Annotated in this window: 21 protein-coding genes and 1 tRNA gene; 7 read left to right on the top strand and 15 right to left on the bottom strand. The window is 42.8% G+C overall.

The window, feature by feature from the left end:
- Nucleotides 1-183 precede the first annotated feature (183 nt).
- Genes rpsB through rplM form a run of 3 tightly spaced genes read right to left on the bottom strand, consistent with a single transcriptional unit; the run spans nucleotide 184 to nucleotide 1,912 of the window.
- Entirely contained in the window at nucleotides 184-1,044 is an 861-nt protein-coding gene (gene rpsB / locus AB6735_RS22995; protein ID WP_370998438.1) for a 30S ribosomal protein S2, read from the bottom strand.
- A gap of 18 nt (nucleotides 1,045-1,062) precedes the next feature.
- The gene (gene rpsI / locus AB6735_RS22990) at nucleotides 1,063-1,449 is read right to left on the bottom strand and encodes a 30S ribosomal protein S9 (protein ID WP_076371737.1); all 387 of its coding nucleotides are present in this window, start codon (nucleotides 1,447-1,449) and stop codon (nucleotides 1,063-1,065) included.
- Nucleotides 1,450-1,474: 25 nt separating this feature from the next.
- Nucleotides 1,475-1,912, bottom strand: coding sequence for a 50S ribosomal protein L13 (rplM, locus tag AB6735_RS22985; protein ID WP_370998436.1), 438 nt, complete (start codon nucleotides 1,910-1,912; stop codon nucleotides 1,475-1,477).
- 604 nt (nucleotides 1,913-2,516) lie between these two features.
- Between rplM and AB6735_RS22980 the strand changes: the two genes are divergently transcribed.
- Nucleotides 2,517-3,761, top strand: a complete 1,245-nt coding sequence (locus tag AB6735_RS22980) for a BamA/TamA family outer membrane protein (RefSeq protein WP_370998434.1) — start codon at nucleotides 2,517-2,519, stop codon at nucleotides 3,759-3,761.
- Nucleotides 3,762-3,870: 109 nt separating this feature from the next.
- Here AB6735_RS22980 and AB6735_RS22975 read toward each other — a convergent pair whose 3' ends face one another.
- The gene (locus AB6735_RS22975) at nucleotides 3,871-4,281 is read right to left on the bottom strand and encodes an SPW repeat protein (protein WP_370998432.1); all 411 of its coding nucleotides are present in this window, start codon (nucleotides 4,279-4,281) and stop codon (nucleotides 3,871-3,873) included.
- Nucleotides 4,282-4,598: 317 nt separating this feature from the next.
- Here AB6735_RS22975 and AB6735_RS22970 point away from each other — a divergent pair, with 317 nt between their 5' ends.
- The gene (locus AB6735_RS22970) at nucleotides 4,599-4,736 is read left to right on the top strand and encodes a hypothetical protein (protein ID WP_370998431.1); all 138 of its coding nucleotides are present in this window, start codon (nucleotides 4,599-4,601) and stop codon (nucleotides 4,734-4,736) included.
- 118 nt (nucleotides 4,737-4,854) lie between these two features.
- On the opposite strand, the gene AB6735_RS22965 is transcribed toward AB6735_RS22970, so the two are convergent.
- Entirely contained in the window at nucleotides 4,855-6,708 is a 1,854-nt protein-coding gene (locus tag AB6735_RS22965; RefSeq protein ID WP_370998430.1) for a TonB family protein, read from the bottom strand.
- Nucleotides 6,709-6,710: 2 nt separating this feature from the next.
- Nucleotides 6,711-7,082, bottom strand: a complete 372-nt coding sequence (locus AB6735_RS22960; protein WP_370998429.1) for a BlaI/MecI/CopY family transcriptional regulator — start codon at nucleotides 7,080-7,082, stop codon at nucleotides 6,711-6,713.
- Between the two features lie 167 nt (nucleotides 7,083-7,249).
- Here AB6735_RS22960 and AB6735_RS22955 point away from each other — a divergent pair, with 167 nt between their 5' ends.
- On the top strand, nucleotides 7,250-8,653 hold the full coding sequence (locus AB6735_RS22955) for an MBL fold metallo-hydrolase RNA specificity domain-containing protein (RefSeq protein ID WP_370998428.1): 1,404 nt from the start codon (nucleotides 7,250-7,252) through the stop codon (nucleotides 8,651-8,653).
- A gap of 97 nt (nucleotides 8,654-8,750) precedes the next feature.
- Here AB6735_RS22955 and AB6735_RS22950 read toward each other — a convergent pair whose 3' ends face one another.
- Nucleotides 8,751-10,313 (bottom strand): M20/M25/M40 family metallo-hydrolase, encoded by a 1,563-nt coding sequence (locus AB6735_RS22950; protein ID WP_370998427.1) that lies wholly within the window; start codon nucleotides 10,311-10,313, stop codon nucleotides 8,751-8,753.
- Between the two features lie 216 nt (nucleotides 10,314-10,529).
- Here AB6735_RS22950 and AB6735_RS22945 point away from each other — a divergent pair, with 216 nt between their 5' ends.
- Nucleotides 10,530-11,033, top strand: a complete 504-nt coding sequence (locus AB6735_RS22945) for a hypothetical protein (RefSeq protein WP_370998426.1) — start codon at nucleotides 10,530-10,532, stop codon at nucleotides 11,031-11,033.
- A gap of 101 nt (nucleotides 11,034-11,134) precedes the next feature.
- Here AB6735_RS22945 and AB6735_RS22940 read toward each other — a convergent pair whose 3' ends face one another.
- Nucleotides 11,135-11,788: a metal-dependent transcriptional regulator gene (locus AB6735_RS22940; RefSeq protein ID WP_370998425.1), complete on the bottom strand. Its 654-nt coding sequence runs from the start codon at nucleotides 11,786-11,788 to the stop codon at nucleotides 11,135-11,137.
- A gap of 124 nt (nucleotides 11,789-11,912) precedes the next feature.
- On the opposite strand from AB6735_RS22940, the gene AB6735_RS22935 reads away from it, so the two are divergent.
- A complete protein-coding gene (locus tag AB6735_RS22935; protein WP_370998424.1) occupies nucleotides 11,913-14,378 on the top strand; it encodes a TonB-dependent receptor in 2,466 nt (821 codons plus the stop codon).
- Nucleotides 14,379-14,441: 63 nt separating this feature from the next.
- Here the strand turns inward: AB6735_RS22935 and AB6735_RS22930 are convergent, their stop codons facing one another.
- The 5 genes from AB6735_RS22930 to AB6735_RS22910 form a co-directional block, all read right to left on the bottom strand.
- A complete protein-coding gene (locus tag AB6735_RS22930; protein WP_370998423.1) occupies nucleotides 14,442-15,080 on the bottom strand; it encodes a hypothetical protein in 639 nt (212 codons plus the stop codon).
- 219 nt (nucleotides 15,081-15,299) lie between these two features.
- A complete protein-coding gene (locus AB6735_RS22925; protein WP_370998422.1) occupies nucleotides 15,300-15,809 on the bottom strand; it encodes a hypothetical protein in 510 nt (169 codons plus the stop codon).
- Nucleotides 15,810-15,930: 121 nt separating this feature from the next.
- Nucleotides 15,931-17,670 carry a S41 family peptidase gene (locus AB6735_RS22920; RefSeq protein ID WP_370998420.1) on the bottom strand — a complete coding sequence of 580 codons (1,740 nt, stop codon included), beginning with the start codon at nucleotides 17,668-17,670 and terminating at the stop codon, nucleotides 15,931-15,933.
- Nucleotides 17,671-17,738: 68 nt separating this feature from the next.
- Complete coding sequence (locus AB6735_RS22915) at nucleotides 17,739-17,954, bottom strand: hypothetical protein (protein ID WP_090472749.1); 216 nt, start codon at nucleotides 17,952-17,954, stop codon at nucleotides 17,739-17,741.
- Nucleotides 17,955-18,657: 703 nt separating this feature from the next.
- Nucleotides 18,658-19,299, bottom strand: coding sequence for a pyridoxamine 5'-phosphate oxidase family protein (locus AB6735_RS22910; RefSeq protein ID WP_370998419.1), 642 nt, complete (start codon nucleotides 19,297-19,299; stop codon nucleotides 18,658-18,660).
- A 514-nt stretch (nucleotides 19,300-19,813) separates the two neighbouring features.
- Between AB6735_RS22910 and AB6735_RS22905 the strand changes: the two genes are divergently transcribed.
- Nucleotides 19,814-21,262, top strand: coding sequence for a PLP-dependent aminotransferase family protein (locus AB6735_RS22905; RefSeq protein ID WP_370998417.1), 1,449 nt, complete (start codon nucleotides 19,814-19,816; stop codon nucleotides 21,260-21,262).
- Between the two features lie 341 nt (nucleotides 21,263-21,603).
- Nucleotides 21,604-22,176 carry a porin family protein gene (locus AB6735_RS22900; RefSeq protein ID WP_370998415.1) on the top strand — a complete coding sequence of 191 codons (573 nt, stop codon included), beginning with the start codon at nucleotides 21,604-21,606 and terminating at the stop codon, nucleotides 22,174-22,176.
- A gap of 449 nt (nucleotides 22,177-22,625) precedes the next feature.
- Here the strand turns inward: AB6735_RS22900 and AB6735_RS22895 are convergent, their stop codons facing one another.
- Together AB6735_RS22895 and AB6735_RS22890 are read right to left on the bottom strand one after the other, a co-directional pair.
- Nucleotides 22,626-26,054, bottom strand: a complete 3,429-nt coding sequence (locus tag AB6735_RS22895; protein WP_370998413.1) for a ThuA domain-containing protein — start codon at nucleotides 26,052-26,054, stop codon at nucleotides 22,626-22,628.
- Between the two features lie 546 nt (nucleotides 26,055-26,600).
- Nucleotides 26,601-26,712, bottom strand: a tRNA-Asp gene (locus tag AB6735_RS22890).
- Nucleotides 26,713-26,841: the final 129 nt, after the last annotated feature.

Here is a 26,841-nt window from a genome sequence, read left to right as displayed (position 1 = left end):
TCAGTTGGCCGCTAAATTAGAGCCTCACTATAACCTGTAACTATTTTTATTATTAAAATTATGGGTCGTGAATTGCAGATATAAAAGCTTATAACTCACAACCTCTAAAAGTTAAAAGTCGTAAGTATGAAGTCCAAAGTCTAAATACTTCAGACTCGCGACTCCGTACTTACGACTTCAATATTACTCTTCTGTTTCGGCAGCAGGAGCTTCGGTATCGGCATCAGCTACAACGTCTGCTACTTCAGCAGTTTTGCGGGCTCTTTTACCACCTTCAGCTCTGTCAGCTACTTCAGGAGCATCAGCTTTTGCTTTAGCAACAGCTGCTTCTTTTTCAGCTTCGTCTTCTTTCTCACGTTTGCGTTCGTCCAAACCTTCTTCGATAGCTTTGATGATAATGCTGGTGATCAATGAAATTGATTTGGTAGCATCATCATTCGCAGGGATCGGGAAATCGATGTTTGAAGGATCAGAGTTGGTATCAACCATAGCAAATGTAGGGATGTTCAACTTTAATGCTTCAGAAACCGCGATGTGCTCTTTCTTAACGTCAATCAGGAATAATGCTGCAGGTAAACGGTTCAAGTCAGAGATACCACCTAAAAGGGTTTCTAATTTGATACGCTCACGCTGAATCATCAGTCTTTCTTTTTTAGAAAGGTTGCTGTAAGTACCGTCTTTAGTCAATTTATCGATGTTTGACATCTTTTTGATCGACTTACGTACGGTTGCAAAGTTAGTTAACATACCACCTAACCAACGCTCGGTGATGTATGGCATGTTTACGCTTTTTGCATAATCGGCAACAATATCTTTCGCTTGTTTCTTTGTAGCTACGAATAATACCTTACGGCCTGATTTTACAATTTGTTTTATAGCTGAAGCAGCTTCTTCAACCTTAGTTAAGGTTTTATTTAAATCGATAATGTGGATACCGTTGCGCTCCATGAAAATGTACTGTGACATTTTCGGATCCCATTTGCGGGTAAGGTGACCAAAGTGTACACCTGCATCCAGTAAATCCTGATATGTTGTTCTTGCCATTTTGTTGTCCTCCTTTGATTAACGTTTACTGAATTGGAATCTCTTACGTGCTTTCTTACGACCTGGTTTTTTACGCTCAACCATACGGTCATCACGTGTCATAATACCTTTAGCGCGTAGTGAAGGTTTCTTTTCAGGATCAAGTTCAACAATGGCTTTCGCAATAGCTAAACGAACGGCTTCTGCCTGTCCTTTAATACCACCACCTGCAACATTTACTTTAACATCAAATTTTCCGGTTGAACCAGAAACCTCAGTGCTCTGAGTAACGATGTATTGTAATGGCAATGTTGGGAAGTACTCTTTGTAATCTTTACCGTTTACGATGATCGCACCATTTCCTTCTGAAAGGTAGATGCGGGCAACGGCTGTTTTTCTTCTGCCTGAAGTGTTAGTTGTTGGCATTTTTTTTCTCCTTTAAAATAAAAAGTTAAATGGTTGTTGGGTTTTGTGCTGCATGAGGATGCTCAGAACCTGCATATACATGCAGATTACCAAATAATGCTTTACCCAAACGATTTTTAGGTAACATACCACGCACCGCTTTTTCAATTACGCGTGTTGGATGTTTCGCCATTAACTCCTTAGGAGAAATGAAACGCTGACCACCTGGATAACCAGTGTAAGAAACATATTGCTTTGCGCTGAATTTGTTTCCGGTCAACTTTACCTTGTCTGCATTGATAACTATTACATTATCACCGCAGTCTACGTTCGGGGTGAAATCTGGCTTGGTTTTTCCACGGATGATCATGGCGATCTTCGTAGACAAGCGCCCCAAAATCTCGCCTTGTGCGTCAACAACAACCCATTGTTTGTTAACGGTTTTTTTGTTGGCTGAGACAGTTTTGTAACTTAACGTATTCACTTGCTTTAAATTAAATTGTTTAAACGTTTATTATACCCCGCATTTTCGGGACTGCAAAGATACAGCTATTTATGTTATTTACAAATGGTTTTGAGCTTTTTATTAAAGAAGTTATAGCAGTAAAAAACAATGGGCATATTCCTCTCCACGCCTCATTGCCCTAACGCTTTTTAATTATTGAATTAGTGAGTTAGTGAATTATTGATTTTTCTTTTCCCCATTAGCAGATAAGCTTCGGGCGAAAGCGGGCAGAACAATAGTGACCTGTGCGACTGTAAGGACATTGTGACTAGCTTTCCCGCGGGGATACTTTTTAAAGTTTCATAAACATAGTAAAACCGCTTTAAAATTTGTTAAAAAGTGTTAAAATCGATGTTTTCGAGAGATTATGAGCGGTTTTTATGCTGTTTTCGACCAGAAATTTGTTAAAATTTAAGGTTTAAAAAGTTTTGCCGACCAAGATGTCGCTCAAAATTTAACAATCAATTATCCGGGTAGTATTTTAATCGTAACCATATAATTCTATATTAGCACTAACTCTAATTAATAAATCTAATTGACCCTGTTGATTTGCCGCTGTCGCTATGCGCTTGCCTTATGCTTAATGATCCTGAGCGCGAACATCCTGTTGGCACAAACAAGCTCCGTGGACGCCGATTCGCTGGAAACGCAAAGGGACGCCAATGGCATTTTAAGTTCATTTTTTGGAGGCAAAAGCCCTAAAGTAGATACCGGCAAAAAAAAGAAGCCCTCTACCTGGTCGGTATTACCATCAGCAGCTTATAATCCCAGCGTTGGTTTCGCCATTGGGGCCATTACATCGGGCGGTAAGTATTTCGGCAATCCGGAAAATACTACCATGTCTGTCATTAATGCGGGGGCTTATATCTCTACCAATAAGCTTTCTACGTTCGAGTTTAAGCATAACGCATTCTCGTCAGAAAATAGGTGGAACCTGCAGGGGGTGATGCAAATTGGTAAAACTATAGCTAAAGACAACGGTTTGGGCACCGGGCGCCGCAGCTTTGGCGAAGGCGATTTTCATATGGGTGGTCAGCATTATGAAAACAACCCGGATGAGTACCCGGTTCGGTACGTATACATCAAAATTAACGAGCGGATATACCGTAAACTGGCCAACCATATTTATGCGGGCGCTGGTTTAAGCTTTAACTTTTACAGTCATATTGATGACGACCGCAAAAACATACCCATAACAGCTACCCATAATTTCAGGTACAGCATTAAAAACGGTTATTCGCCGGATGCGTATGCGGCCAATGGCATACTGGTTAACTTTCAGTTCAACAACCGCGACCAACCCAACCGGCCGTTCCGAGGCATTTATGCCGATGTTATTTTAAAGGAAAATGAAACCTGGCTCGGCAGCGACCGCAAAGCACTACAGCTAAAAATTGAATTCAGGAAATACTGGAGCCTGTCTGACAGTAACCCCGAGAAAGTTTTGGCCTTCTGGCATTGGGCTAACTATCTGCTTAGCGGATCCTTGCCTTATCTTGATCTCCCAGGCACGGGTAGCGATGCTTATGGCCGTATTGGACGGGCCTTTATTATTGGGCGTTTTAAAGGGCTCTCATTTGTATATAACGAGATGGAATACCGCTTCCCGATCACGGACAATAAACTCCTAAGCGGCGTTACTTTTGTAAATATCGAATCGGCCGACAATCAACGCAACATCAAACTGCTTAGGTATTGGGAGCCGGGAGCTGGAGTAGGGTTACGGTTGCTGTTTAACAAATACACCCGCTCCAACCTATGTATTGATTATGGCAGAGGCAGCTATGGCTCAAGTGGCTTTTTCTTAGGTCTTAACGAGGTATTTTAATACAAAGGTTGGCTTAGAGTCGCCTTTCTTGTAATGCCTGGAATCTGGTAAAAGAAAAGGGGTGCAAAAATTTGCATCCCTTTTCTTTGTATACCATCTTAAATCTTACTTAGTCTTGGTAAAGTGTAGCTAAACCGCCATCGTGATGATGAACAGCTGGAGTTGAAAACCTTGAACCTTTAGTAAATGCGCCAAAGATCACGAGTAAGCCACCCATAATTACCTGCGGCCAAAATGTGATGTGAGCGTAATCATATATCCATGGTGAGCAAAACAGGAATGAGCCGCCCAGTACATCCAAAAAGAAGTGCATTTGCAAAGGGAATTGTTTAATAAAACCAAACTGGTGATTACTAAAAATCGCCATGATCAACTGAAACCATCCTAAGATCATGGGTAACAATAAAGCTGCTCCTATTTTATGACCTTCAAAACCAAATAACCACGGTGAAGTCAGTAATACAATAGCGATCACGTAGTTAAAAGCCGCATAAAGTGTTGGTGAAATAAAACTTTTCATTTTAAACGAATTGTATAATTTATCTGTATAAATAGTATATGTATCAAAAACTGTGTCAAAGCTAAGAAATTATGCAGGCATTTGGTACTAAAATGTGCATAATATAAAAAGCTATTATCAATTTAAATAAGCTATCTTTAATCAGTTGCTATAAAAACCGATCAAAGATATTGCGTTTTTGAATTAATGCAACCATTTTCTGCATTAAACCGGGCATCAACTGAATCGTCCCGAAAAAACACCTCAGTCAACAGTACTTTTTAACAGATGTAAATATCTGCATCCTGTTATAAAAAAACATTAAAAAACATAAAACTATGAGCAAGGACAGGCAAGCTATTAAGGAAAAAAAGAAACCCGCGGCCGAAGGCAGCAAAAAAGCACCCTCAGATTATCAATCAGGAAAAAAAGATTCTGTAAAACCTATTACTGAAGGCGGTAAAAAGAAAAAATAGCCCGCAAAACACAAAAACCTTTCATATATAACTATGAAAGGCTTTTTGCGGATAAGGTTAAGGATATTATTTTCTTGTTGTAGCCCATCGGTTTTTAAGCGCGATGCAACATTCAATATTATTTGAGTGTAAAGGGCGCTGCAACCTTATTATCTATTAGATGTACTGCATCGGTTTTCAGGATACTCCCATCGCTAAAAGTAATAGGAGAAGTGCCCCGACCCCATTTGCCTGTATTGTGCGCAATCAGGTTAATTTTTCCCTTATTCTGATCGGCTCCGATGACTCCCACTTTATCTGGCCCGGGCTTACCTGATTTATCATCATTAGCTAAGGTAAAGCTAATTGGTACAGAGTATTGAACCCTAACGGCTTTACCGTTTTGTAGGCCCGGCTTCCATTTAGGTGATATCTCCAATACCCGCTCGGCTTCTGCATCAATAGTTTCACTAAGACCACGGGTAATTTTGATATTTGATAATGCCCCATCAGGTTCTACAATAAAGGTGACAATAACCCGTCCTTTGATACCTTTTTCACGGTCGGCTTTTGGATATTTTACATTCTCACCCAGGAATTTTCCAAAGGCTTCCAGGCCACCTGGAAATTCAGGCACTTGTTCAACTGAGGTAAATACAGTATTGGTATCCTCATTTGCAGGTTTGGCAGCAACATCATTTAAGGTAAAACTGATCGGAACGGTATATTGAACCCTTACTTTTTTATGATTTTCGATACCGGGCTTCCATTTAGGCGACAATTTCAATACCCTGACGGCTTCGGCGTCTATTGTTCTACTAACACCTCTTAATACTTTTAATCCTGATAGGGAGCCGTTTTTTTCTACCACGAAGGTTACAATAACCCTTCCCTGTGTGCCGTTCTCACGATCGGCTTTGGGATACTTGATAGTTTTACCTAAGAATTGACCAAAGGCATCAAGCCCACCTGGAAATTCCGGTACTTTTTCAACAGATGTATATACAGTGCCTTTTTTTCTGACAGTATCTATTCCAATTTCGTGAATGGCGCGGGGGATCTCTTTTTTTTCTAACGGCTTGTCTTCACGAAGCGCATCACTTAAAAAACCCGGTGTCGCAGGTGTAGTAAATAGTTGGTGAGCGCTATTATTGATAACAGAAACCGGTTTGCTATTATTAATAGTTGCTGATGATAAAATAAGCATCAATATAAACAGAGGAGCAGAAAGACCATACTTAATGAGCGATATGCGCTGTGATTTATTTTTTTGTAACATGATAATACGCTGTTTTAATAAACTGTGATTAAAAAATGGATTAACCAGCTGATGCGCCGGTGATTCAAACGTTTGGCTCAGCAGTAATAAGGCGTATTCGGCTTTGTTGGTGCCAGCTTGTACAGCCTGCCTGTCGGCAATGTATTCATGAATGTGTTTAATAGCGAAACGGTACATATATACTACCGGATTAAACCAGTTAACGATCATTACCAGTTCAATCAGCATTACATCGGCCGAGTGCCATTGCTGTGCATGAACCTGCTCATGAGCCTCAATGATGGTATTATTTGAACTCGCCTCATCCAGCCGTACCGTACCAAAAAAAGAGTAAGCGGCAGTTGCCTGCGGTTGGTTGATCACTCTTTTTAATTTGATAAGCTGCCAGGTGAGCCTTACCGATAAAAACAATATACCCGTGCCATACAAAACGGCCAGTATCTGACCAATACTAATGCGACTGGCGGCAACCGGTTTAAAACTGTAAATGATTACGGGGCTGCTGTATATGGTATATTTTACCTGCTGTGTAATAAACAAATTTTGCACCCAATCTGCCTGGATCATTGGTATAACGAACGATAGTAACGCGGCCGTTACCAGGTAGATGCGGTTAAGCTGAAAAAAGGTTTCTTTGCGCAGCAGTAAAACATAAAATACATAAAACAGTACCAGGTAAATATTTACCAGTAATAAATATTGCCACCAGCTCATAACTATTGGTCTTTAAGTTTTTCAATCAGTTTCATAATGGCATCAGCCTCTTTCAGGTCTATTTTTTCCTTTTTTACAAAAAAGGATAACATCCGGTTCACCGAGTTGTCAAAGTAACCACTCAATAACTTATCGGCAGCAAAGTTCTGGTATTGATCTTTGCTTACTACAGGATGATATTGATGGCTTTTACCAAATGCCTCATGCCCTACAAAACCCTTTGTTTCCAATATCCTGATAATAGTTGACACCGTGTTATAAGCAGGTTTTGGTTCGGGTAGCTGATCGATCACATCTTTTACATACCCTTTCTCCAATTGCCATAATACCTGCATAATTTGTTCTTCGGCGCGCGTTAATTCTTTAATTTCCATAGTACGTGAGTAAATTTTCCTGATGCATTAACCAACACTGCATCAAATTATCCAATTGGTTAATCTAAGTTAGATACTATAAATCAAAATAACAACTAAAGTTTTAGTTTTTATTTTTTATCCGCTTTATTGTGCATCTTCGTTAAGTACTTTCATACCTATTATAAATGAATATAACTTTTCATGGCGCCGCCCGTAATGTTACCGGCAGCAAACATCTGATCCGCCTTAAGGACGAAACAACCATTTTATTGGATTGCGGCATGTTCCAGGGCATGGGCGAACACTCGGAAGACCTAAACGAACATTTTGGCTTCAACCCCAAGAAAGTAAATTATCTGGTACTCTCACACGCGCATATCGATCATTGCGGATTGATACCGCGCCTGGTGGCCGAAGGTTTCACTGGTCCTATCTTTTGTACATCAGCCACGATGGATCTCGCAAGGATCCTTTTGCTTGATTCGGCACATATACAAATGCAGGACGTCGCCTACAATAATAAGCACCGGGCCCGTAAAGGTCAGCCATTATTGGAGCCTCTGTACACCGACGAGCAGGCGATGGCAGCCCTGCGATTATTTAAAATTGTTGAATACCACGAAGAATACGAAATAACTCCCCGGGTAAAACTCACCTTTACAGATGCCGGGCATATCTTGGGCAGTGCTGCGGTACATTTAGCTATCCTGGAAGATGGCAAGACCACCCATATTACTTTTAGTGGTGATGTAGGCCGCTATGACGATATGTTACTGAACGATCCAGAAACATTTGAGCAGGCAGATTATATTTTGCTGGAATCAACCTATGGTGATTCACTCCATAAGGAGCAGGGGCCTATTGAAGATGCCCTGCTGGATATTATCAAACAAACTTGCGAGATCAAAAAAGGGAAAGTGATCATTCCGGCATTCAGCGTTGGCCGTACCCAGGAATTATTGTATGCCCTAAATGCATTGGAACTAAGGGGCGTATTGCCAGATATTAATTATTATGTAGATAGTCCGCTATCGCAAAAAGCAACCGAGGTGCTGATGAATCACCCGGAAGTGTATAACAAAGGAGTAAAAGAGGTTTTAAAAACCGATGCCAATCCTTTTGGCTTTAAAGGTTTACGTTTTATACAATCAACAGAAGAATCAAAGGCCTTGAACAACGACCAGCGCCCTTGTGTTATCATCTCCTCATCTGGAATGGCCGAGGCTGGCCGGGTAAAGCATCATATTAAAAATAACATCAATAATGATAAGAATACTATTTTAATGGTAGGCTACTGTGAGCCGAATTCACTGGGCGGGCACCTGCTTAATGGCGACCACCAAGTGCATATATATGGTGAATTGTATGAAGTAAAGGCCGAGGTAAAATCAATCAGATCCATGAGCGCTCATGGTGATTATGAAGACCTATTACATTTTCTGGCCTGCCAGGATGTTGAAAAAGTTAAAAAGATATTTTTGGTTCATGGTGAATATGAAGTACAACAGCACTTTAGCAATAAGCTGAAAGATGCAGGATTTAAGCAAGTAGAAATACCATTCCAACATCAAAAGATAGAGTTGGAATAGTATCTAAATTGTCATTCTGAGCGGAGCGAAGAATCTATCTGCTACCAGAGCATGTTGAAGATTAGATTCTTCGCTCCGCTCAGAATGACAATTTTTTTTAATTAGCCGGCTGTACCTTAGGCAATGCCTTTCTTGGTATCATTTCGGCACGCTCCGATGTATTGTAAACAAATGATGCGATGATGGTTGCGGCTTGTTTCAGATCGTCTTCTATCAACCGGTCATAAGTATCCTGATTACTGTGGTGCGTGCGTGTACCATAATCAATAGCATCCTGTATAAATTGAAAGCCTGGAATACCAACCGCATCGAACGACTGATGATCGGTACCGCCAGTGTTGCGGATGGTTATTGTAGTAGCGCCCAGATCTTTAAAAGGCTCCAGCCATGTTTTGAATATAGGGCCGGCTGCGGAATCGCCCTGCAAATAAATACCACGTATTTTCCCTGTACCATTGTCCAGGTTATAATAGGCTGATAATTTAGCTTGTTCTGGTTTCAATTGCATCGTTTTAGGATCCCCAAAATGATTCAATACATATCCACGTGATCCGAATAAACCTTGCTCTTCCGAACTCCATAGTGCTATACGGATGGTGCGTTTTGGTTTAAAGTTGATGGCTTTTAAAATGCGCATGGCTTCCATCATTACCGCGCTGCCTGCGGCGTTATCCGTGGCACCGGTGGCAGCATGCCATGAATCCAGGTGGCCTCCTATCATAATTACCTGGTCTTTTAATTTTTTATCCGTGCCCGGAATTTCGGCAACTACATCATAACCTTGCAGATCGTCAGTTAAAAACTGGGTTTTGATATCGGCCTCCAACTCCACTTTCTGACCGGCCTTTACTAAACGTAATATCCGCTGATAGTCTTCACTGCTGGTTTCCAACTCAGGCAATACCGCTTTCGCAGTATCTGCATATGATGCGCCATTGGTGGTAAATACCGTACCATCGGTTCCGCGGGCCTGGCTCAATATCAGTGCCGCTTTTTCATCATGTATAAATGCTCTTAAAGTAGTTTGAAAAGCACGCAACTTACGCATAGCGGCAAACTGGGGCGAGTTGGCATCAAATTGCCGGCGCCCTTCGGCTGGTTGCATAGTAGCATTGGCCATTTCGGCAAGTTCTTCGTCTGTATAGCGGGCCGCATCTACCTTAAAACTACGCTCAACCAGTGGCTTGATATCAAATATAACCACCTTACCCTGCAGCTTACCTTTATATTGATCTAACTCTGCAGCCGAATCAGCCTTTACTATTGTAACATCTCCCTTGATCAAGCCACCTGTGCCTGGCGTCCAGGCTTTCGGGATAGCAATAATGGCATGGTAATAGGGCAATGTGATGGCGGCATAGTTTTTTTGAACTTCCCAGCCTTTGCCAAATTTGCCCCAGGCTTCCAGTTTGGCGTTGGCCAGTCCCCAGGTTTTCAATTGGTTAACCGCCCAGTTCTGCGCCCGCTTTAAGCCGGGTGAGCCTGCTAAACGCGGCCCGGAAACATCTGTAAGATAAAACGCGGTTTCCATTACTTTGGAGTGGTTTAAGCCCTCCTCACGGATCTTTTGAACAATGGCTGGGTCAACGGTTTCCTGTGCGAATACAGGTAAGGTAATGCCTACAGAAACGAGGCATGAAAAAAGTAGTTTTAATTTCATGAATAATAAATTATGTGATCAGTCAATAACAAATCTATCTATTAATCATTAGAAAAAACAGTACCTCAATCCTAACAAATTTGTTACAAGTGATTGCTTTAGAACCGACAAGCCATTCTATTAAAAAGTGACTTCTAACAATAAATTTACCATCATTTTACCATGAAGAAGGACTCCTATTATTTAATTACTTATTTTAGCTAATAAATCATCAGTATGCAATACTTCAATCCTAAAGCATTAAAATCAATATTTCTGTTAGCCATAGCTTTTATTATCTGTAACAGCGCTTATGCGCAAACATCAGCGGCTACAACCACCCCTACTAAAGCGCCTGCCACCACTGTTACCGGTGCGACCGCTTACATTGATAAGTTTTTTAAAACATATGAAAAAGATGGTACTTCAAGGGCTATCATCAATATTTTTAAAACCAACCCATTAGTTGATTCCACCAGTTTGCGTGGATTAATAGCCAAAATTGATACCACCCGTTCTTTGATCGGCCTGTATATCGGCAAGGAACTGATTGTACAGCGCAAGGCATCAAACAGCCTGATATTATACAGCTACCTGGTAAAACATCAAAACCAACCGGTACGCTTTACCTTTATGTTTTACAAGCCCAAAAATGATTGGGTAATATATCGCTTGTATTTTGACGACCAGGTTGATAATGAACTGGAAGAATCGGCCAAAATAAACGGGAAAACACAATAGAGCTTAAAGCGGAAAGCTAAAGGCCCAAAGCTTCTTCAGTTTTGGGCCTTTTTCATTATTTCTCATTAGCTTTAAGCTTTTTACCTTAGGCTTTCAGCTCTTCAGTCTACCAAAATATTTTCACCAAATTTTTGTGATACGGTAGTACTTTCCTTGCCGCTGATACTGATCACCAGTGAATTATCATAAGGTATTTTTTCCAGCAGCTTGATGTTGGTACCTATACCTATATCTAATTTTTGCAGATATTGTAAAAACGAACTGCTGGTATCTTTTACAGCTGCTACCCTGCAGGTGTCTCCTGTTTTCAGATCGGCTAAGGTTACGGAATAAGGTTTGGGTACCTTACCATTTGCTTTTGGGATGGGGTCACCATGCGGATCATATTCTGGAAAACCCAGAAATTTATCCAACCTGTCGGCCAGGGTAGCATCACTGATGTGCTCCAGTTCTTCAGCAATATCATGGATCTCATCCCAATGATACCCTAATTTTTCCAACAAGAACACCTCCCAAAGCCGATGACGGCGCACAATCAGCACCGCGTCTTTTAAACCAACCGGGGTCAGTTTTACACCTTTTTTCTTGTCGTACTCTATTAACTGCTTATCGGTCAGCTTGCGAATCATATCCACTACCGATGCCGGGTTGTTCTTTAACGACTCTGCAATAGCGGTAGGCGTTATCTTAAAATTAAGTTGCTGACTAAGCCGATAAATTGATTTTAGGTAATTCTCTTCTGATAATGTGTACATCCACCTTTATGATTACACACAAACATAGCTAAAATCATTTCGTTTATTATAAAATTAGTCTTATCTAATTTTATATATTTAATTAATCAAATTATTTAAATATGTTTGCATAAATTTATGTTATATGCGGGTACTACTTTTACTTTTTATATTATTGATAACTAATCAGCTTTTTGCTCAAAATGGCATTTTAAAGGGTCGTATTACTGCCAATAATGAACCCTTATCATACGCGTCGGTGAGCATTAAAGGGCTTGGGAGAGGCGCAAGCACCAATACTAAAGGCTATTTTGAGATCAAAAACATCCCTCCGGGCACCTACGGCATTACCATTACCAGCATCGGCTATGAAGCCGACACCATCCGCATCACCATTAACAACGATGAACCGGTTATAAAAAACGTAACCCTGAAAGAAAAGCCATCAAAACTCAACGAAGTGGTTGTAACCGGCGTATCACGGGCCACGCAGCTACGCAGCAACCCGGTTCCTATAACGGTAATGGGTAAAAAAGAGATCGAACAGCATGTCAATAACAATATCATTGATGCTATTGTCAAAGGCGTACCAGGTGTAAGCGCAGTTACCACCGGACCTAATATCTCCAAACCTTTTATCCGTGGCCTCGGCTATAACCGGGTTTTAACTTTGTACGATGGTATCCGACAGGAAGGCCAGCAATGGGGCGACGAACACGGTATCGAGATAGATCAGTACGGTATTGGTCGCGCCGAAGTGGTAAAGGGTCCAGCCAGTTTAACTTACGGTTCCGATGCGTTGGCTGGTGTGATCAACCTGATTCCCTACATTCCTAATGGCGACGACGGCAAACTCAACGGCGATTTCATAACCGATTACCATACCAACAACGGCATGATCGGTACTTCCGTGGGCTTATCCTACAAGCAAAACAATTGGAAATATGCTTTCCGGGCAACAGCCAAAACGGCGCACGACTACCAGAACAAAATTGATGGCTTTGTTTATAACACCGGTTTCCGTGAATTTAACCTCTCTGGCATTGCCCGGGTTGATAAATCATGGGGTTACTCACAAATTGGCGCTACATTATATGATAACCGGCAGGAGATCCCTGATGGCAGCCGCGATTCGCTCAGTCGCCGTTTTACCCAACAGATCTATGAGGCCGGACAAGACAATATCAAAAACCGCCCTATAGTTTCTAACGACGAATTACATTCTTATTCCATCACCCCTTTACACCAGCGCATACAGCATTACAGGGTATACAACACCAACTCTTTCAAAATTGGGGATGGCAGCATCAATACTTCATTAGGCTTTCAGCAAAGTATTCGCCGGGAATATAACCACCCCACAATCCCGGAGCAGGCAGGGCTGTACGTGGTGCTGAATACCATTAATTACGATGTGCGATATAATCTCCCTTCATTTGGCGGAGTTGAAACTACGGCGGGCATCAATGGCATGTATCAAAGCAACCGCAGTAAAACGGCTACCGATTTTCCAATACCCGATTACAACTTGTTTGATGCCGGGGGTTTCCTGTTTGCCAAGAAAAGCTTTGGCCATATTGATATTTCCGGTGGCCTAAGATATGATACCAGGCACGTCACCTGGAATAATTTTTATGTGGGCACTGATGCGCAAACCGGTTTTGGAAAACAAGTACATCTACCCGATACGGCGGGCGCGAGTTTGCAATTTCCAGCTTTTACGCATAATTACCGGGGCTTTTCGGGCAGTTTAGGCCTTACCTATAATATCAGCGATCGCCTGCTGCTTAAAGCTAATATTGCCCGGGGTTACCGGGCGCCGAATATTACCGAGATTGGTTCAAACGGACTTGATCCTGGTGCACATATCGTTTACCTGGGTAACCGCAGTTTTAACCCCGAATTCAGCCTGCAACAGGATCTTGGGTTTATCGCTTACCTGCCTGATATGGACATTATTGCCGAGGTATTCAACAATAACATCAACAATTATATTTACCAGGCTAAATTGAATGATGCCAATGGTAATCCGGTCATTATTGTACCCGGTAACAGTACCTACCAGTACCAGCAATCAAAAGCCCGCCTTTATGGTGCTGAATTAACGCTAAATCTACATCCCCAAAGTATTAAATGGCTGGCACTTGATAATAGCATATCATACGTAAACGGGTTAAACAAAAACCAGGCGCTCATAGATAAATATGGCGAGGCTGCTAAATACCTCCCTTTTATACCGCCGCTGCATATCCGGTCGGCATTGAGAGCTACTTTGCCAGGAACTTATGGCGTATTTACCAAGCTAAATGCCCGTATCGAGGCCGACGCTTATGCTAATCAGAACCATTTTTATGCACTGGATAATACCGAAACTTTTACCAAAGGATACACCCTGTTTAACGCGGGTCTTGGTTTTACGATTAAAGCAGAAAAGGCAAAAACTTCTTTTTATGAGTTTTTTATACAAGGTGATAATTTATTTGATACCGCATACCAGGCAAACTTAAACCGGTTAAAGTATTTTGAATATTACCAGGCATCGCCCAATGGGCATATGGGTATTTACAATATGGGGCGGAATCTGAGCTTTAAGGTTATCCTGCATTTTTAATCAAAGCCAAAAAACGGGCTCTCATTAATGGAGAGCCCGTTTTTATATATTCAATATTTTTAATTAATGATGGCCATGGTCTCCGTGGCCACCGCCATGGTTTCCGCCGGGACCGTGTCCCCCACCGTGGTTTCCATGATCACCACCCGGGCGTCCGCCACCGTGATTTCCACCCCCCCAGTTGCCATTACCATGTCCGCGATTACCATCCCAATTGCCCCCTCGGTTGCCCCAATGGTTGCCGTTATTGTAGTGTGGACGGGCATAAGTTGTTCTGCGGGCATAGTTACCATGCCAGTAATTGGCATAACGTGCATCACGGCTGTTACGGATGATCACCTGGTCATGACGGCCACGGTAGCCAGCATAATGATCTCTGTAATATCCATGCCTTAACCATGGGTTACGGTCATTGATCACCACTTTATACCCATTATATAAGTTATAGTGACGATAACGCACCGGTAAATAAGCACGGTGTACCCATATATTGTTGTCAAAGTACACATATTGATGGGTTGGTACATCATAATAGGTATCAATATCGGGCATGTAATAATAGTTGGCATAATCGTAACCTACAGGGCCCCAGGCCGGCTGACTGCCAATGTTTACGCCTAAGCTTACGCTTACCTGGGCACTGGAGGTTTTAATTGCAAAGCAGCTTAATAACAATACTGCCGATAAAATGAGCTTTTTCATTATAGATCTTTTAAGTGTTGATAAGGATCATGGTAAAACTTCATTTAACTGAATTAGCAGGCCATGATCACCTATTTTATAACGTTGTTTGAATGTATGACATTATTTACCGCAAAAAGTTTAAATATAATGCTTGTACATTCATTTAAGATAACATTAGTACAAAAAATGGGCCTGCTATCAAGGCAGGCCCGTGATATAAAAATGTAACAATAATAATTAGTTCCTGTGCCCATCGCCATGGTGGTCACGGTGATCATCGTCGCGGTGATCTTCTTTAACGGTTTTGTGTACTACAACCCTCCTACCATTTCCACGGTCACCTCTCCAATGGTTGGTGTATTTAACCTCTTTGCTGTCGCGGATAATGGTTTGGCCACGACGGCCTCTATAGCTTACATATTTCTTCCTGATCACATCATTATGAACCCATGGAGTTGGTTGGTTTACTACTACTTTATAGCTGTGGTAAACATCATAATTGCCAAAGCGAGGAGGCAGAGCGGCGCCATGCACCCATACATTATTATTTAGGTAAACATACTGATGGGCATTAATATCGTAATAAGAGTCTACGTCGGGCAGGTAATAATAATCGGCATGATCATAACCTGTAGGGCCCCATTCTGGCTGGTTACCAATGTTTATACTTAAACTTATTTGAGCGCTGGCTATTTTTACTGATAAACAGCTTAGCAATATAGCAGCTGTTAAAATGATCTTTTTCATTGTTTTTCGTGTTGTTTGTATGTATGACAACAGGCTTAAACAAAAGTTTAGCCAGTGCACTGCCCTACGTAGTAACTAATCAGTTACAAATACACAACAATATGATTAACAATTCATTAGGCTATTGATCGTCATCGGTATCTTTATCCGCTGCCTTTTTACCGGCCATGGCCAGCACGGGTTTTCCGATCACTTTATAGTTACCTTCACCCTTTAATATCGACGCCAGCTGGGCTTTGTCCTGCATGGTTTTTACCGCCTGGGCCAGCTCTTTATCGTATTTAAAATTGGTTTCGTAACGGCCACGTTCAAAATAATAGCGGGAAGCTATCTCATTTTCAAGTACCTGTTTTATTTCGGCTTTGTGCTGCTGCAGATCGTTCTTTTTGCTGGCCAGCAGTTTCGCCTTTAAAATATCATATTCACCCTGAATATCATTAAACTGTTTTTCTTTGGTGGCTTCCGTTTTTAAACTGGTCAGCACTTTTTCGGCAGTGGTGGTATAGCTGTAATTTTTATCGGCCAGGTACTTTACAAAATCGCCGTAATCGGCATCCGATAGGGCAAATTCCTTTGGTTCAGCTATTTTAGCATGTGCGTCGCGATAAACGGTGGCATAATCAAATATCAGCAATTTACCTACCAGGGCCTGGGTTACATTGGCAAATTTTTCCTGTTTGATGAAAATATCCGGATAAATACCGCTGCCGTCAAAAACCGAGCGGCCATTTTTTGTTTTAAACTCGTGGATCAGTGAATCGGCAACTTTTACCACGCTGCCATCATCCTTGCGATGCGTATAATCCAACGCCTGTATACAACGGCCCGATGGCACGTAGTATTTGGCGATGGTTATTTTAACCAGGCTGTTATAAGGCAGGTTAAAGGTTTGCTGTACCAGGCCTTTACCATAACTACGTTGCCCAATAATAATAGCACGGTCAAGATCCTGCAGGGAGCCCGCCACAATTTCTGAAGCCGAAGCCGAATGACTATTAACCAGTACCACCAGGGGCAGATTAGGTTCTAATGGCGTACTTACTGTACTGTAGGTAAAGTTTTTGTCCTTGATCTTCCCTTTTTGCGATACAACCTCCACATCTTTTTGCACAAACAGGTTCACGATCTTCACCGCTTCCTGTAGTATACCGCCACCATTGGAGCGCAGATCCAATATGATGCCGTTGGGATTGCTCTTTTTGAGTGTTACCAGCGCGTTGGTTACCTCGGCGGCTGAATTTTCCAGAAACTTATCCAGCTTAATATAGCCCATATTACCGTCAACCATACCAAAGTAGGATACGTTGGGTTGTTTGATCTCATCGCGGATCAGGTTCTTTTCAAAGGGCTGCGGCGTATTGTCGCGTTTGATGAGCAGTTTTATAGGCGCTCCTTTGGATCCTTTCAACAATTGACTTACCTGGTCGTTATTTTTTCCTGTTAAATCAATGTCATTTATTTTCAGGATCTGGTCGCCGGGGTGAATATCGGCCTTTTGGGCAGGAAAACCTGCAAAAACATCAGATACAAATACTTTACCGTTGCGTGCGAAAATGCTGGAACCGATGCCCCCGTACTGGGTGCTTACATAGTGCAGCTTATAATCTTCAATTTCCGATTCGGGAACAAATTCGGTGTAGGGGTCGAGCCCATCGAGCATGGCATCAACACCTGTTTTTACCAGTTTGGCCGAATTGATATCATCTACATAATTGATATTCACCTCTTTATATACCGAGGCAAAAACATCCAGGTTTTTGGATATCTGGAACAGGTCGTCATTAAAAGCCAGCCCGCCGCCTGCCAGCAATGCTATACCGGCAAATAAACCTATCTTTTTGTATCTTTTATTGATCGCCATACCCTGTTACGTCATTAAGCCTATAAAAATACAAAAAAGCTTATTGTTTTTTACAAACCGGGCCTTATTTACAATCGGTTATTGTCAATATTTACCAAAGCCTTCTTTAAAGTGAACACTACATACTGCCTGTCGCGGTTCACCAGGTCCATTAATTTGGTTATCAGGCTTTCTTCCTGACCTTCGGCATATTGTAATTGCTCGTCGGTAAGGTGGTTATATTTGCGTTGTACTTTTATTTTGATGCGCTCCCAATCTTTGTTGGTGATACTGATCTCAGCCATGACTAATTATTTTCAGCAAAAATATAAAAAATACATCGCAGCGTTATTTTAAAATATCAGCTGCCTTATACATGTCTCCAAAAAACTTTTTAAACCTTAAATTTTAACAAATTTCTGGTCGAAAATGGCATAAAAACAGCTCAAAATTTATTCATAACCATCGATTTTAACACTTTTTAACAAATTCTAACACGGTTTTAGCGTGTTTTTAAAACTTTAAAAAGTACTAATTTCTTGACTTTCAAATAACTGCACTTAAAACCGTCTGTTTTTGGTCCTGTTTTCCTTTAAACCAAACAGCCCGGATGTCTGGTAAAAAGACGCCCGGGCTGCTGATTGATATAAATATACGAAAATTTTGGCGGAAATGGAAATCCTGCGTATCGACTCGTCTGCGGCAGGCTTCGAGTCGCCTGGCTAACCCCCCTCCTCCCCTTCCCCAATGTCATTAAGTTAAGGAATTTTGCAAACCCCATGGGGGTAAAAGCTTTGTAGAAAAAAGGCAATTTCCAATTCAGTGCCGTAGGTACTGCACTCAGGTTGCATACTACGGCATGCTGAATACTTATTTTTGCTTTCTACAAAGCTTTTACTCCCACGGAGTATCCTTAACTTAATGACATTGCCCCTTCCCTTGGGAAGGAATCGCACGTACCCTTGCTTTTTTCCTATAGACTCATGACTTTGGACTCATGACTTCTAACTAAAGCCCCACACCAACAAGGTGCTCCGGCAAAGGTATTTTCTCACTAAAAGAATCCGGTACCGGCACTCCACGTCCATTTTGCAGGGGGATCAATCCAGACCAGATGGGGAGTGCCTCATCTTCCTCCTCATCAACCGGCATTCCTGAGCGGATCTTGGCCGATGCCTCGTCGATCTTGAAAGCTAAGGCGGTTGTTTTACGCACTTCGTTTTCTTTAATAGGCCGCAGATAATCCCAACTGCCTGGTACAATTTTATCGGTGAGCCATTTAAAGGCTTCTATTTTATCTTCCAGGCTTTCCACCTTTTCGGCCTGCGCAAATATCACTACCGAACGATAATTAACCGAATGGTGAAAAGCTGATTTGGCCACCACCAGGGCATCCATAAGCGTTACAGTAATACAAACCGGGATACCTTTTTCCAGTTCGCGGATAAAGTGGCTGCCGACCGAACCATGGATGTAAATTTTATCCCCGTACCGCACAAACGCGGTGGGAATAGAAAACGGCTTATTCTCAAACGAATAGCTGATGGTGCAATACAGCGCTTCATCTAATATACTATGGATGGTTTCCGGTTCATAATTGGCCCTCTTGGCCGAGCGGCTCGGAACGAGATGTGATTTTTGGGTTGCCATTGTTTCTATTTGTTTATGTATTTAATGATCATTTATTTAAATATATCTGCGCTTAATAATCGCGTGACTACTCTTACCGGTGAGTGAACGCCAGGATATGATTAATGCTATTTCGTCCACATGGGGGCTCTCCCAGTATGCACTTACCCATGGTTATAACCCGATTTAAAAGCCTCTTGATCACTTTCAGAAGACCTGAAAAGGGCAATTGAACGAGATGTGATTCCTGAGTTGCCATAATTTTGTTTTTTGTTGTAATTAAATATCGTCGAAGGCGACTCACCCGGTCTACGCTTCGCTGGACCACCCTCTCTCCGGCTTCGCCGCAAAGAGGGTAAAGAAAAAAGAATAAAATCCCCCTCTTTGCCCAAAGGGCAGAGAGGGGTGACAAGCGTAGCGATGTCGGGGTGAGTCTATACATTACCCTTGCCGCCATTTTGTTTTTTATAAAATTATGTGTTTATTGGATCACACAAATCATCCAATTTTTATAAAACGGGTAGTCCAGTTTACGATGCAGATACTTTCGTCTCTTTTAAATATCGATAAAAACGCTGCCTTGTCGGTTTATTTACAGATTGGCAATCAGTTAATGGCATTGATCAAGGCAGGTACCTTACCAGCTGGTTACCGGCTGCCAGGCACCCGCCAGCTGGCACTTTCCTTAAATGTTCATCGCAAAACGGTAATACGGGCTTATGATGAATTGCTGGCGCAGGGCTGGCTGGAAAGCCAAACCGGTAGCGGTACATTTGTAGCCCGGCACTTGCCCGCCGTTAAGCCGCAGCCTTTAGTCGCCGTTTCTGCAAATACCACGCAAGTGGCCGGTTTTGCCATTCAAGGCGCCCCGCACCTAAACCGCAAAGTGGCCGATTTGAGTACATCATTACATCTTGATGATGGCTTTCCGGATACACGCCTGGTGCCGGTAACCGAACTGTCAAGAGCATACCGCACCCAGTTGTTAACCGGTAATCCTTACACCCGTTTAGGTTATGGCGACACCCGGGGTACAGCCTGGCTGCGCGAAGAACTGGCGACATACCTGAACCAAACACGGGGTTTACGTATTACGCCCAACAACATCCTTATTGTACGCGGAACAGTGATGGGTTTGTATTTGACTTGCACCGGCTTGCTACAGCCCGGCGATACGGTAGTGGCTGGAGAACCTGGCTGGGCGGGCGCGCAAATGAACTTTTTACAAGCAGGCGCCAACCTGGTCAAAATACCTGTTGACGATCACGGTTTGGATATCGATCAGCTCGACCGTCTTTGTCGGCAGCAGCCGGTACGCTTGGTTTATGTAACATCGCACCACCACTACCCCACCACCGTAGCCTTGCGGGCCGATCGCCGGATACAACTGCTGGCATTGGCCCAGAAACATGGTTTTATTATTTTTGAGGACGATTTCGATTACGATTTCCACTATCAGAACAAACCGCTGATGCCCTTGGCCAGCGCCGACGAAGCAGGTATGGTATTGTATTGCGGCTCGTTTTCGAAAAGCATATCACCCGTCATCCGGGTGGGGTACCTTGTCGGTCCCGAAAACGTGATCGGGCACCTGGCACGTTTGCGGCGTATTATTGATCGCCAGGGTGATGCCCTACTGGAGAACGCGGTAGCCGAGCTGCTCCAAAACGGCATCATTCAGAGGCACTTGCGTAAATCATTACGGGTATACCGGCAACGGCACGATGTTTTTTGCGATCTGATGACCAGCCAGCTGCACAATTATGTACAATTTAAAGTACCCGACGGGGGATTGGCCGTATGGACAAAGTTTGATGCACGTATCGACCTGACCGCGCTATCCCAAAAAGCCTTAAAGCAAGGCCTGTACTTTGGTGGCGAGAGTGCTGGTACTAACGCTATCCGGCTTGGCTTTGCGTCATCTACCGTTGAAGAATTGCAGCTTTGTGTAGAAATTCTGGTCAAATTGCTCAACAATCTTTAAAATAAGAAATCCGTTTTTGCGGCAATGACCTATTAATAAGTCTTTGCTCATAAGGCTGTCATGCTAAGCTCTTTCGAAGCATGGTGGGCAGGCCTCTTCGCTCTACCCTTCGACGGAGCTCAGGGTGACAGCCTTTCTTTTATGATATTATTTATCATGCTCTTTTACTGGCCAGAACTACCCATAAGAACATAAATGGAGGGCAACATCCAAATTTTTGGCGTGTCAATTGATAGGTTATGTATACGCATTTGTTACAAAACCCGTTTTATAACAAATTTATTTTAAAACAGCCGCCTGTGTAAGTCAAAACTCATGCGGCATCACCAACATCAACAATTATGAAAAAGTTACTATTAAGTGCGGCATTACTGATAGCGGTAAGCATCGGGGCCAAAGCACAGGTTTCATTAGGTATTAAAGGCGGTGTCAACTTTTCGAGGATCAGCACCGATAATGTAAAAGAATCAACCCTTACAGGTTACCAGGCCGGTTTATTTGCCCGTGTAGGCAACACCTGGTATTTTCAGCCCGAGCTTTACTTGAGCGGTACAGGCGGTAAATTTGAATCGAGCGATAACAATACCGCGTTTAACGGTAAAGTTAGGTTCACCAACCTCAATGTGCCTTTATTAATTGGCAGATCATTTGGTCAAAAGGATCTGAATTTCCGCGTAATGGGTGGACCTATTTATACCTACCAGCTGGATAACAGCGTAAGTTTAGGCAGTAATATCAGCGGAGCCGCCAATAACTTTAACAAAAGTAACATTGGCTACCAGGTAGGCGCCGGTGTTGATATTGGATCTATCACTGCTGATCTTCGCTACGAAGGCGGCTTAACCAAGGTAAGCGACAGCTTTGCCAAACGCCAAAATCTTTGGGCGCTTAGTGTAGGGTTTAAGATACTTTAAGGGTTCATTAAAACTAAAAAAGGCTGCCATGCTGAGCCTGTCGAAGTATGGTGGGCAGGCCTCTACGCGCGCCCTTCGACAAGCTCAGGGTGACAGCCCCTTTCAACTAATCTATAATATTAAGTCATGCCGAACTTGTTTCGGCAACCCATTAGCAAGGTAAACTACCTAACGGACAACTGTCCCGTGGGATCCTGAAACAAGTTCAGGATGACCTATTTTTATAACAACAAAAGCCCCGGAAGATAACCTTCCGGGGCTTTGTCTTATCCATCACGTCATCGCGAGGCACGAAGACAACCGACCGCAGGGAGCTCATTAATACAGATATAAAACAATCAAAATATTAATAATCCCCGATCAGCAGAGTCGCCCTGTACAGCATAGAGATTGCTTCGTTCCTCGCAATGACGTTTTTATTATTTCACATTCCTTGACAGCCCTTTTACTTATTTAGCGTTAAACTGCAACCCGGTTACGCCAGCCACTAAAGCCACTTGTTTTACCGGTTTGTAAATAAAGTACAGCTTGTGCATTTTACCATCTGTTACCGGGTTAATGGTTACATGGGTAAGACCAGCTTTCTGATCAGCCGCAGGTACCGGCATGCTTCCTTTACCTACCAGTTCCCCATCGGGTGCATCTAAGCGGGCCTCAAAATCAAGGCTGGTGCTTGGCGGCGCCTGCCAGAAGTTGGTCATGTCTACCGAACGTACGCCGGTCAGGTCAATATCATCCACTTCAAACCAGCCGCCGTTTTGTGGCATGATCATTAAATTGATGCCGTTATATTTAAACGCGGTAAAGCCGTTCACTTTTTCATTGCCGGCAAATAAATAGCTATTACTTTTTAGCGTTGCCACACCGCGACCGGTTAAGGCTTTGATGTTTTTACCACCATTATCTGTATAAGCAGCTGATAATACCATTGTAGCATTTGGCTGTTTGCCCGGTTTTGGTATGATACTACCCACAGCAGGTAATGATTTCTTTTTACTGCCCTGGTTATTTAACGATAGTACCCAGGTAATGATCTGCTCAACATCGGCTTTCTTGATACTTGGGTGTGCAGACATGGGAACCTCGCCCCAAACACCGGCGCCACCTTTAATTACCTTTTGGGTTAGTTTACCCATCGCCTTGGCGTCTTTTTTATATTTAGCAGATACCTCGGTAAATGACGGACCTACTGATTTACCCACTTCTTTATGACAGCTTTTGCAATCCATGCTTAGCATAATTGCTTTGCCGCTGCTTTCGGGAGTGGATTGTTCTAATTGCGTTGCCGATACCGGCTTTTTATAGTCCTCAATATAATCAACGGCTACAAAAATGCGGCTGCGGTCAACACTGGCGGTTTTAGTACCATCTGTTACCTTAACCGCGTATTTAACCGGTACACCCGGCAGGTAGAAAGACTTGTTGCCACCAGTAAACTTTACCGTTACCTGCGGCTCTTCGTTACCGGCGTATACATTTATAGGTGTGCTTTTGGTTTTGGCATCGTGACTATCCTTTGCGGTAACTGTAATGTTATAGCTGCCTGCTTTTGTGTATGTATAATCCAATTGCGGAACTGAGGTTTCTTTAGTAACACCATTACCCAGGTTCCATGAGTAGGTAACCGGGTCACCTTCCGGATCAACCGCTTTAGCGCTTAGTTTAATAGCAAATGGCAAATTACCTGATGTTTTATTTGCCTTCACTAAAGCTATTGACGGCGGTCTGTTACCACTGATATAATCAATGCGGAATAATCCGGCATCGGGGTTACGGGAGAACCAACCACTGCCATACTCTAAACCATATAACCTGCCGTCGGGCCCAACTTCCATATCGATCATGGAATTCACTTTCAGTTTAGGAAAAAAGGGCTCCATTTTGTCAAAGTCGCCTTCAGGGGTCATGGTAACGGCCTTTATCCAGCCACGCATCCAGTCGTAAGTAAGGAACTTACCATTATAATACGCGGGCAGGCGTGTTGAATCCGGGAACATATCCGTATAGTAAACCGGACCAGCCATCGCGTTACGACCGCCAGTACCTACCTGCGGAAAATCGGCCGAAGGCCCGTACGGGTACCATATAAATGCAGGGTGCGCCGGCGGCAGATCCCTTAAACCGGTATTGTTGCGCGATTCATTAACCGGATGCTCCGGATCAAATGCGGCGCCGGAAGTACCGGTGGCGTAATCATAAACATGGTAGGGTTTGTTATCGGCCACAAAATACGGCCAGCCATAGTTGCCGGCTTTGCGGGCCTGGTTCACTTCGTCGTAACCCATTGGGCCGCGGGTATCTAAACTATCGTTGTGCGCATCGGGTCCAACCTCGCCCCAGTACAGGTTGCTGTTCTTTTGATCGACCGAAATACGATAAGGGTTCCTGTCGCCCATTACATAAATTTCGGGACGGGTTTTTGGTGTGCCTTTCGGGAACAGGTTGCCTTCGGGAATATCATAAGAACCATCATCATTGATCTTGATACGCATGATTTTGCCACGCAGATCATTGGTGTTACCGGCCGAGCGGCGGGCATCAAACTGGTAGTGACCAGGTCTGTCGTCTAAAGGCGCATAACCGCTGGTCACATATTTTTGTTTTTTCTCGTCAAATGGCGTAGAATTATCACCTGCCGAGAAGAACAATATCTTATCGGGCCCCGGACCAAAAGCGATAGAGCCGCCGGTGTGGCAGCAGATCTCGCGCTGGGCTTTTACTTCCAGTATTACTTTCTCGGTTTTTTTGGTGATGGTATCGCCCTCAAAAGTAAACCTCGACAGGCGGTTAACCGAACTATCGGCAGGGCTGTAATAAATATAGATCCAGTGATTTTTGGCAAAGTTGGGGTCTTTAGCCAGGCCCAGCATGCCTTCTTCGGCATTTACACCGGGGGTGTGCAGCGTTTTATAATATACATCAAAAGCGCCTACCTGTTTTACTTTCTGGGTGCTGTGGTTATACAGCATAATTTCGCCGCGGCGTTGCAATACCAGGATATCCAGGTTTGGCAAAATGGTCATTTCGGTAGGTTCATAAAACTTACCTGTTGATAACTGCGTTTTTTTAAAGCGGTCCTCATCTGGCGCAACCTGTGTTTTAACCTTTGAATAATCAAGGTCTTTGTTATCGCCAATGGCATATTTTATACCACCAAGCAGCATTTTAAGATAGTCGGCATCTTTATAGGTTTCGTCGGTGTGGCCCAATTCGGTATAAAAGGCACGTCCGCCATCATAATCATGATACCACACCATAGGGTGATAGCCCATTCTTTTACCGCCGGTATAGCTGCTTTCATCGATAGTAACCAGTACATGCACGTCGGGAGCGAGCGCCTTTTTGAAACTGTAAAACTCGTCGGTATGTTTCCATACTTTGGGCAGGTGTTTGGTGGCGACATTATTATTATCAACTACGTTTAAAACACCCGGTTGTACGTTAGGGCTTTTATCATGAATACCCGGATGGTCATAAAACCAGGCGCCAGCTAAACGGCCATACCAACCCCAATCGTACTCGGTATCGGTAGCGGCGTGTACGCCAACATAACCGCCGCCCGCCTGTATATAACGCTCAAAGGCAGCTTTCTGGCGATAGTTAAGCACATCGCCGGTGGTACTTAAAAAAATAACGGTGGCGTATTTTTTAAGATTTTCATCGGTAAACATGTCGGCATTTTTGGTAGTATCTACATCAAACCCGTTTTCGCTACCGAGTTTCTGAACGGCTGCAATACCGGCATCAATAGAGGCGTGGTGGTAGCCCATTGTTTTTGAAAATATAAGCACACGGGGTTTACCGCGCCCGGCTATATTGAATGCAAGATATGTGATGCAGCAACAAGCCGTAAGAAACAGAAGTAGGATTTTTTTCATGATGCTATTACAATTGGTTTTTTTGGGTTTAATGATCAGGAATGGGGCGCTTCGCAATCGATTACAATAATAAGTAATCAATCAAATTTATCATAAAATTATTAAGATAATAATATCAATGCGTAAAAATGACACAATTAAAGAAAGAATCAAGAAATAAGAGTCAGGAATCAAGAGAGAAAGTGCTTTAAACGCAAGAATAAAAAAGTGAAGTATGCTTTTTTTGTCTTAATTCTTGATTCTAATCTCTTGGCTCTATTCCAAAAAAGTCTTAAAAACAGCAAAGCCCCTGATGGGCAGGGGCCTTTACTAACCAATTATAAACCTAAATTATGAGAAGAGCTGTAGGAGAAGGAGTCGAACCTCCACGGAGTGGTTATTTTTATTGCTAAAAGTTTCCCAATTTCTCCGCCACCGCGACAAGGAGGTGTGTCTGCCAAAATTTCACCATCCTACAGTAAAGTATTAAGTCTTCAGTTCGAAGTTTTAAGTCTTTAGTCTTTTTACTGACTTCGGACTTTCGGCTTCTGACTTTGTACTTAATCGCTGTTGGGGAAGGATTCGAACCTCCACAGAGTGGTTAGCCCGCTTCGGGTTTTCCATGATCTCCGCCACCGGGACAAGGAGGTGTGTCTGCCAAAAATTTCACCACCCAACATTGTTTTTTTGTTTAAAGAACAGAAAGCAATTGTCATTTGCTTGATACAAATTTAATAGACCCATCAATTCCTTGCAAATATTTCAACAAAAATATTTTATTTTTATTCAAATTTTAATTAAACTTGTA

It is taken from the genome of Mucilaginibacter sp. RCC_168 (assembly GCF_041355315.1).
In the GTDB taxonomy this organism is placed as follows: domain Bacteria; phylum Bacteroidota; class Bacteroidia; order Sphingobacteriales; family Sphingobacteriaceae; genus Mucilaginibacter.
The sequence above is the reverse complement of the archived record's forward strand: the minus strand, read 5'-3'. Positions and strand labels throughout refer to the sequence as shown.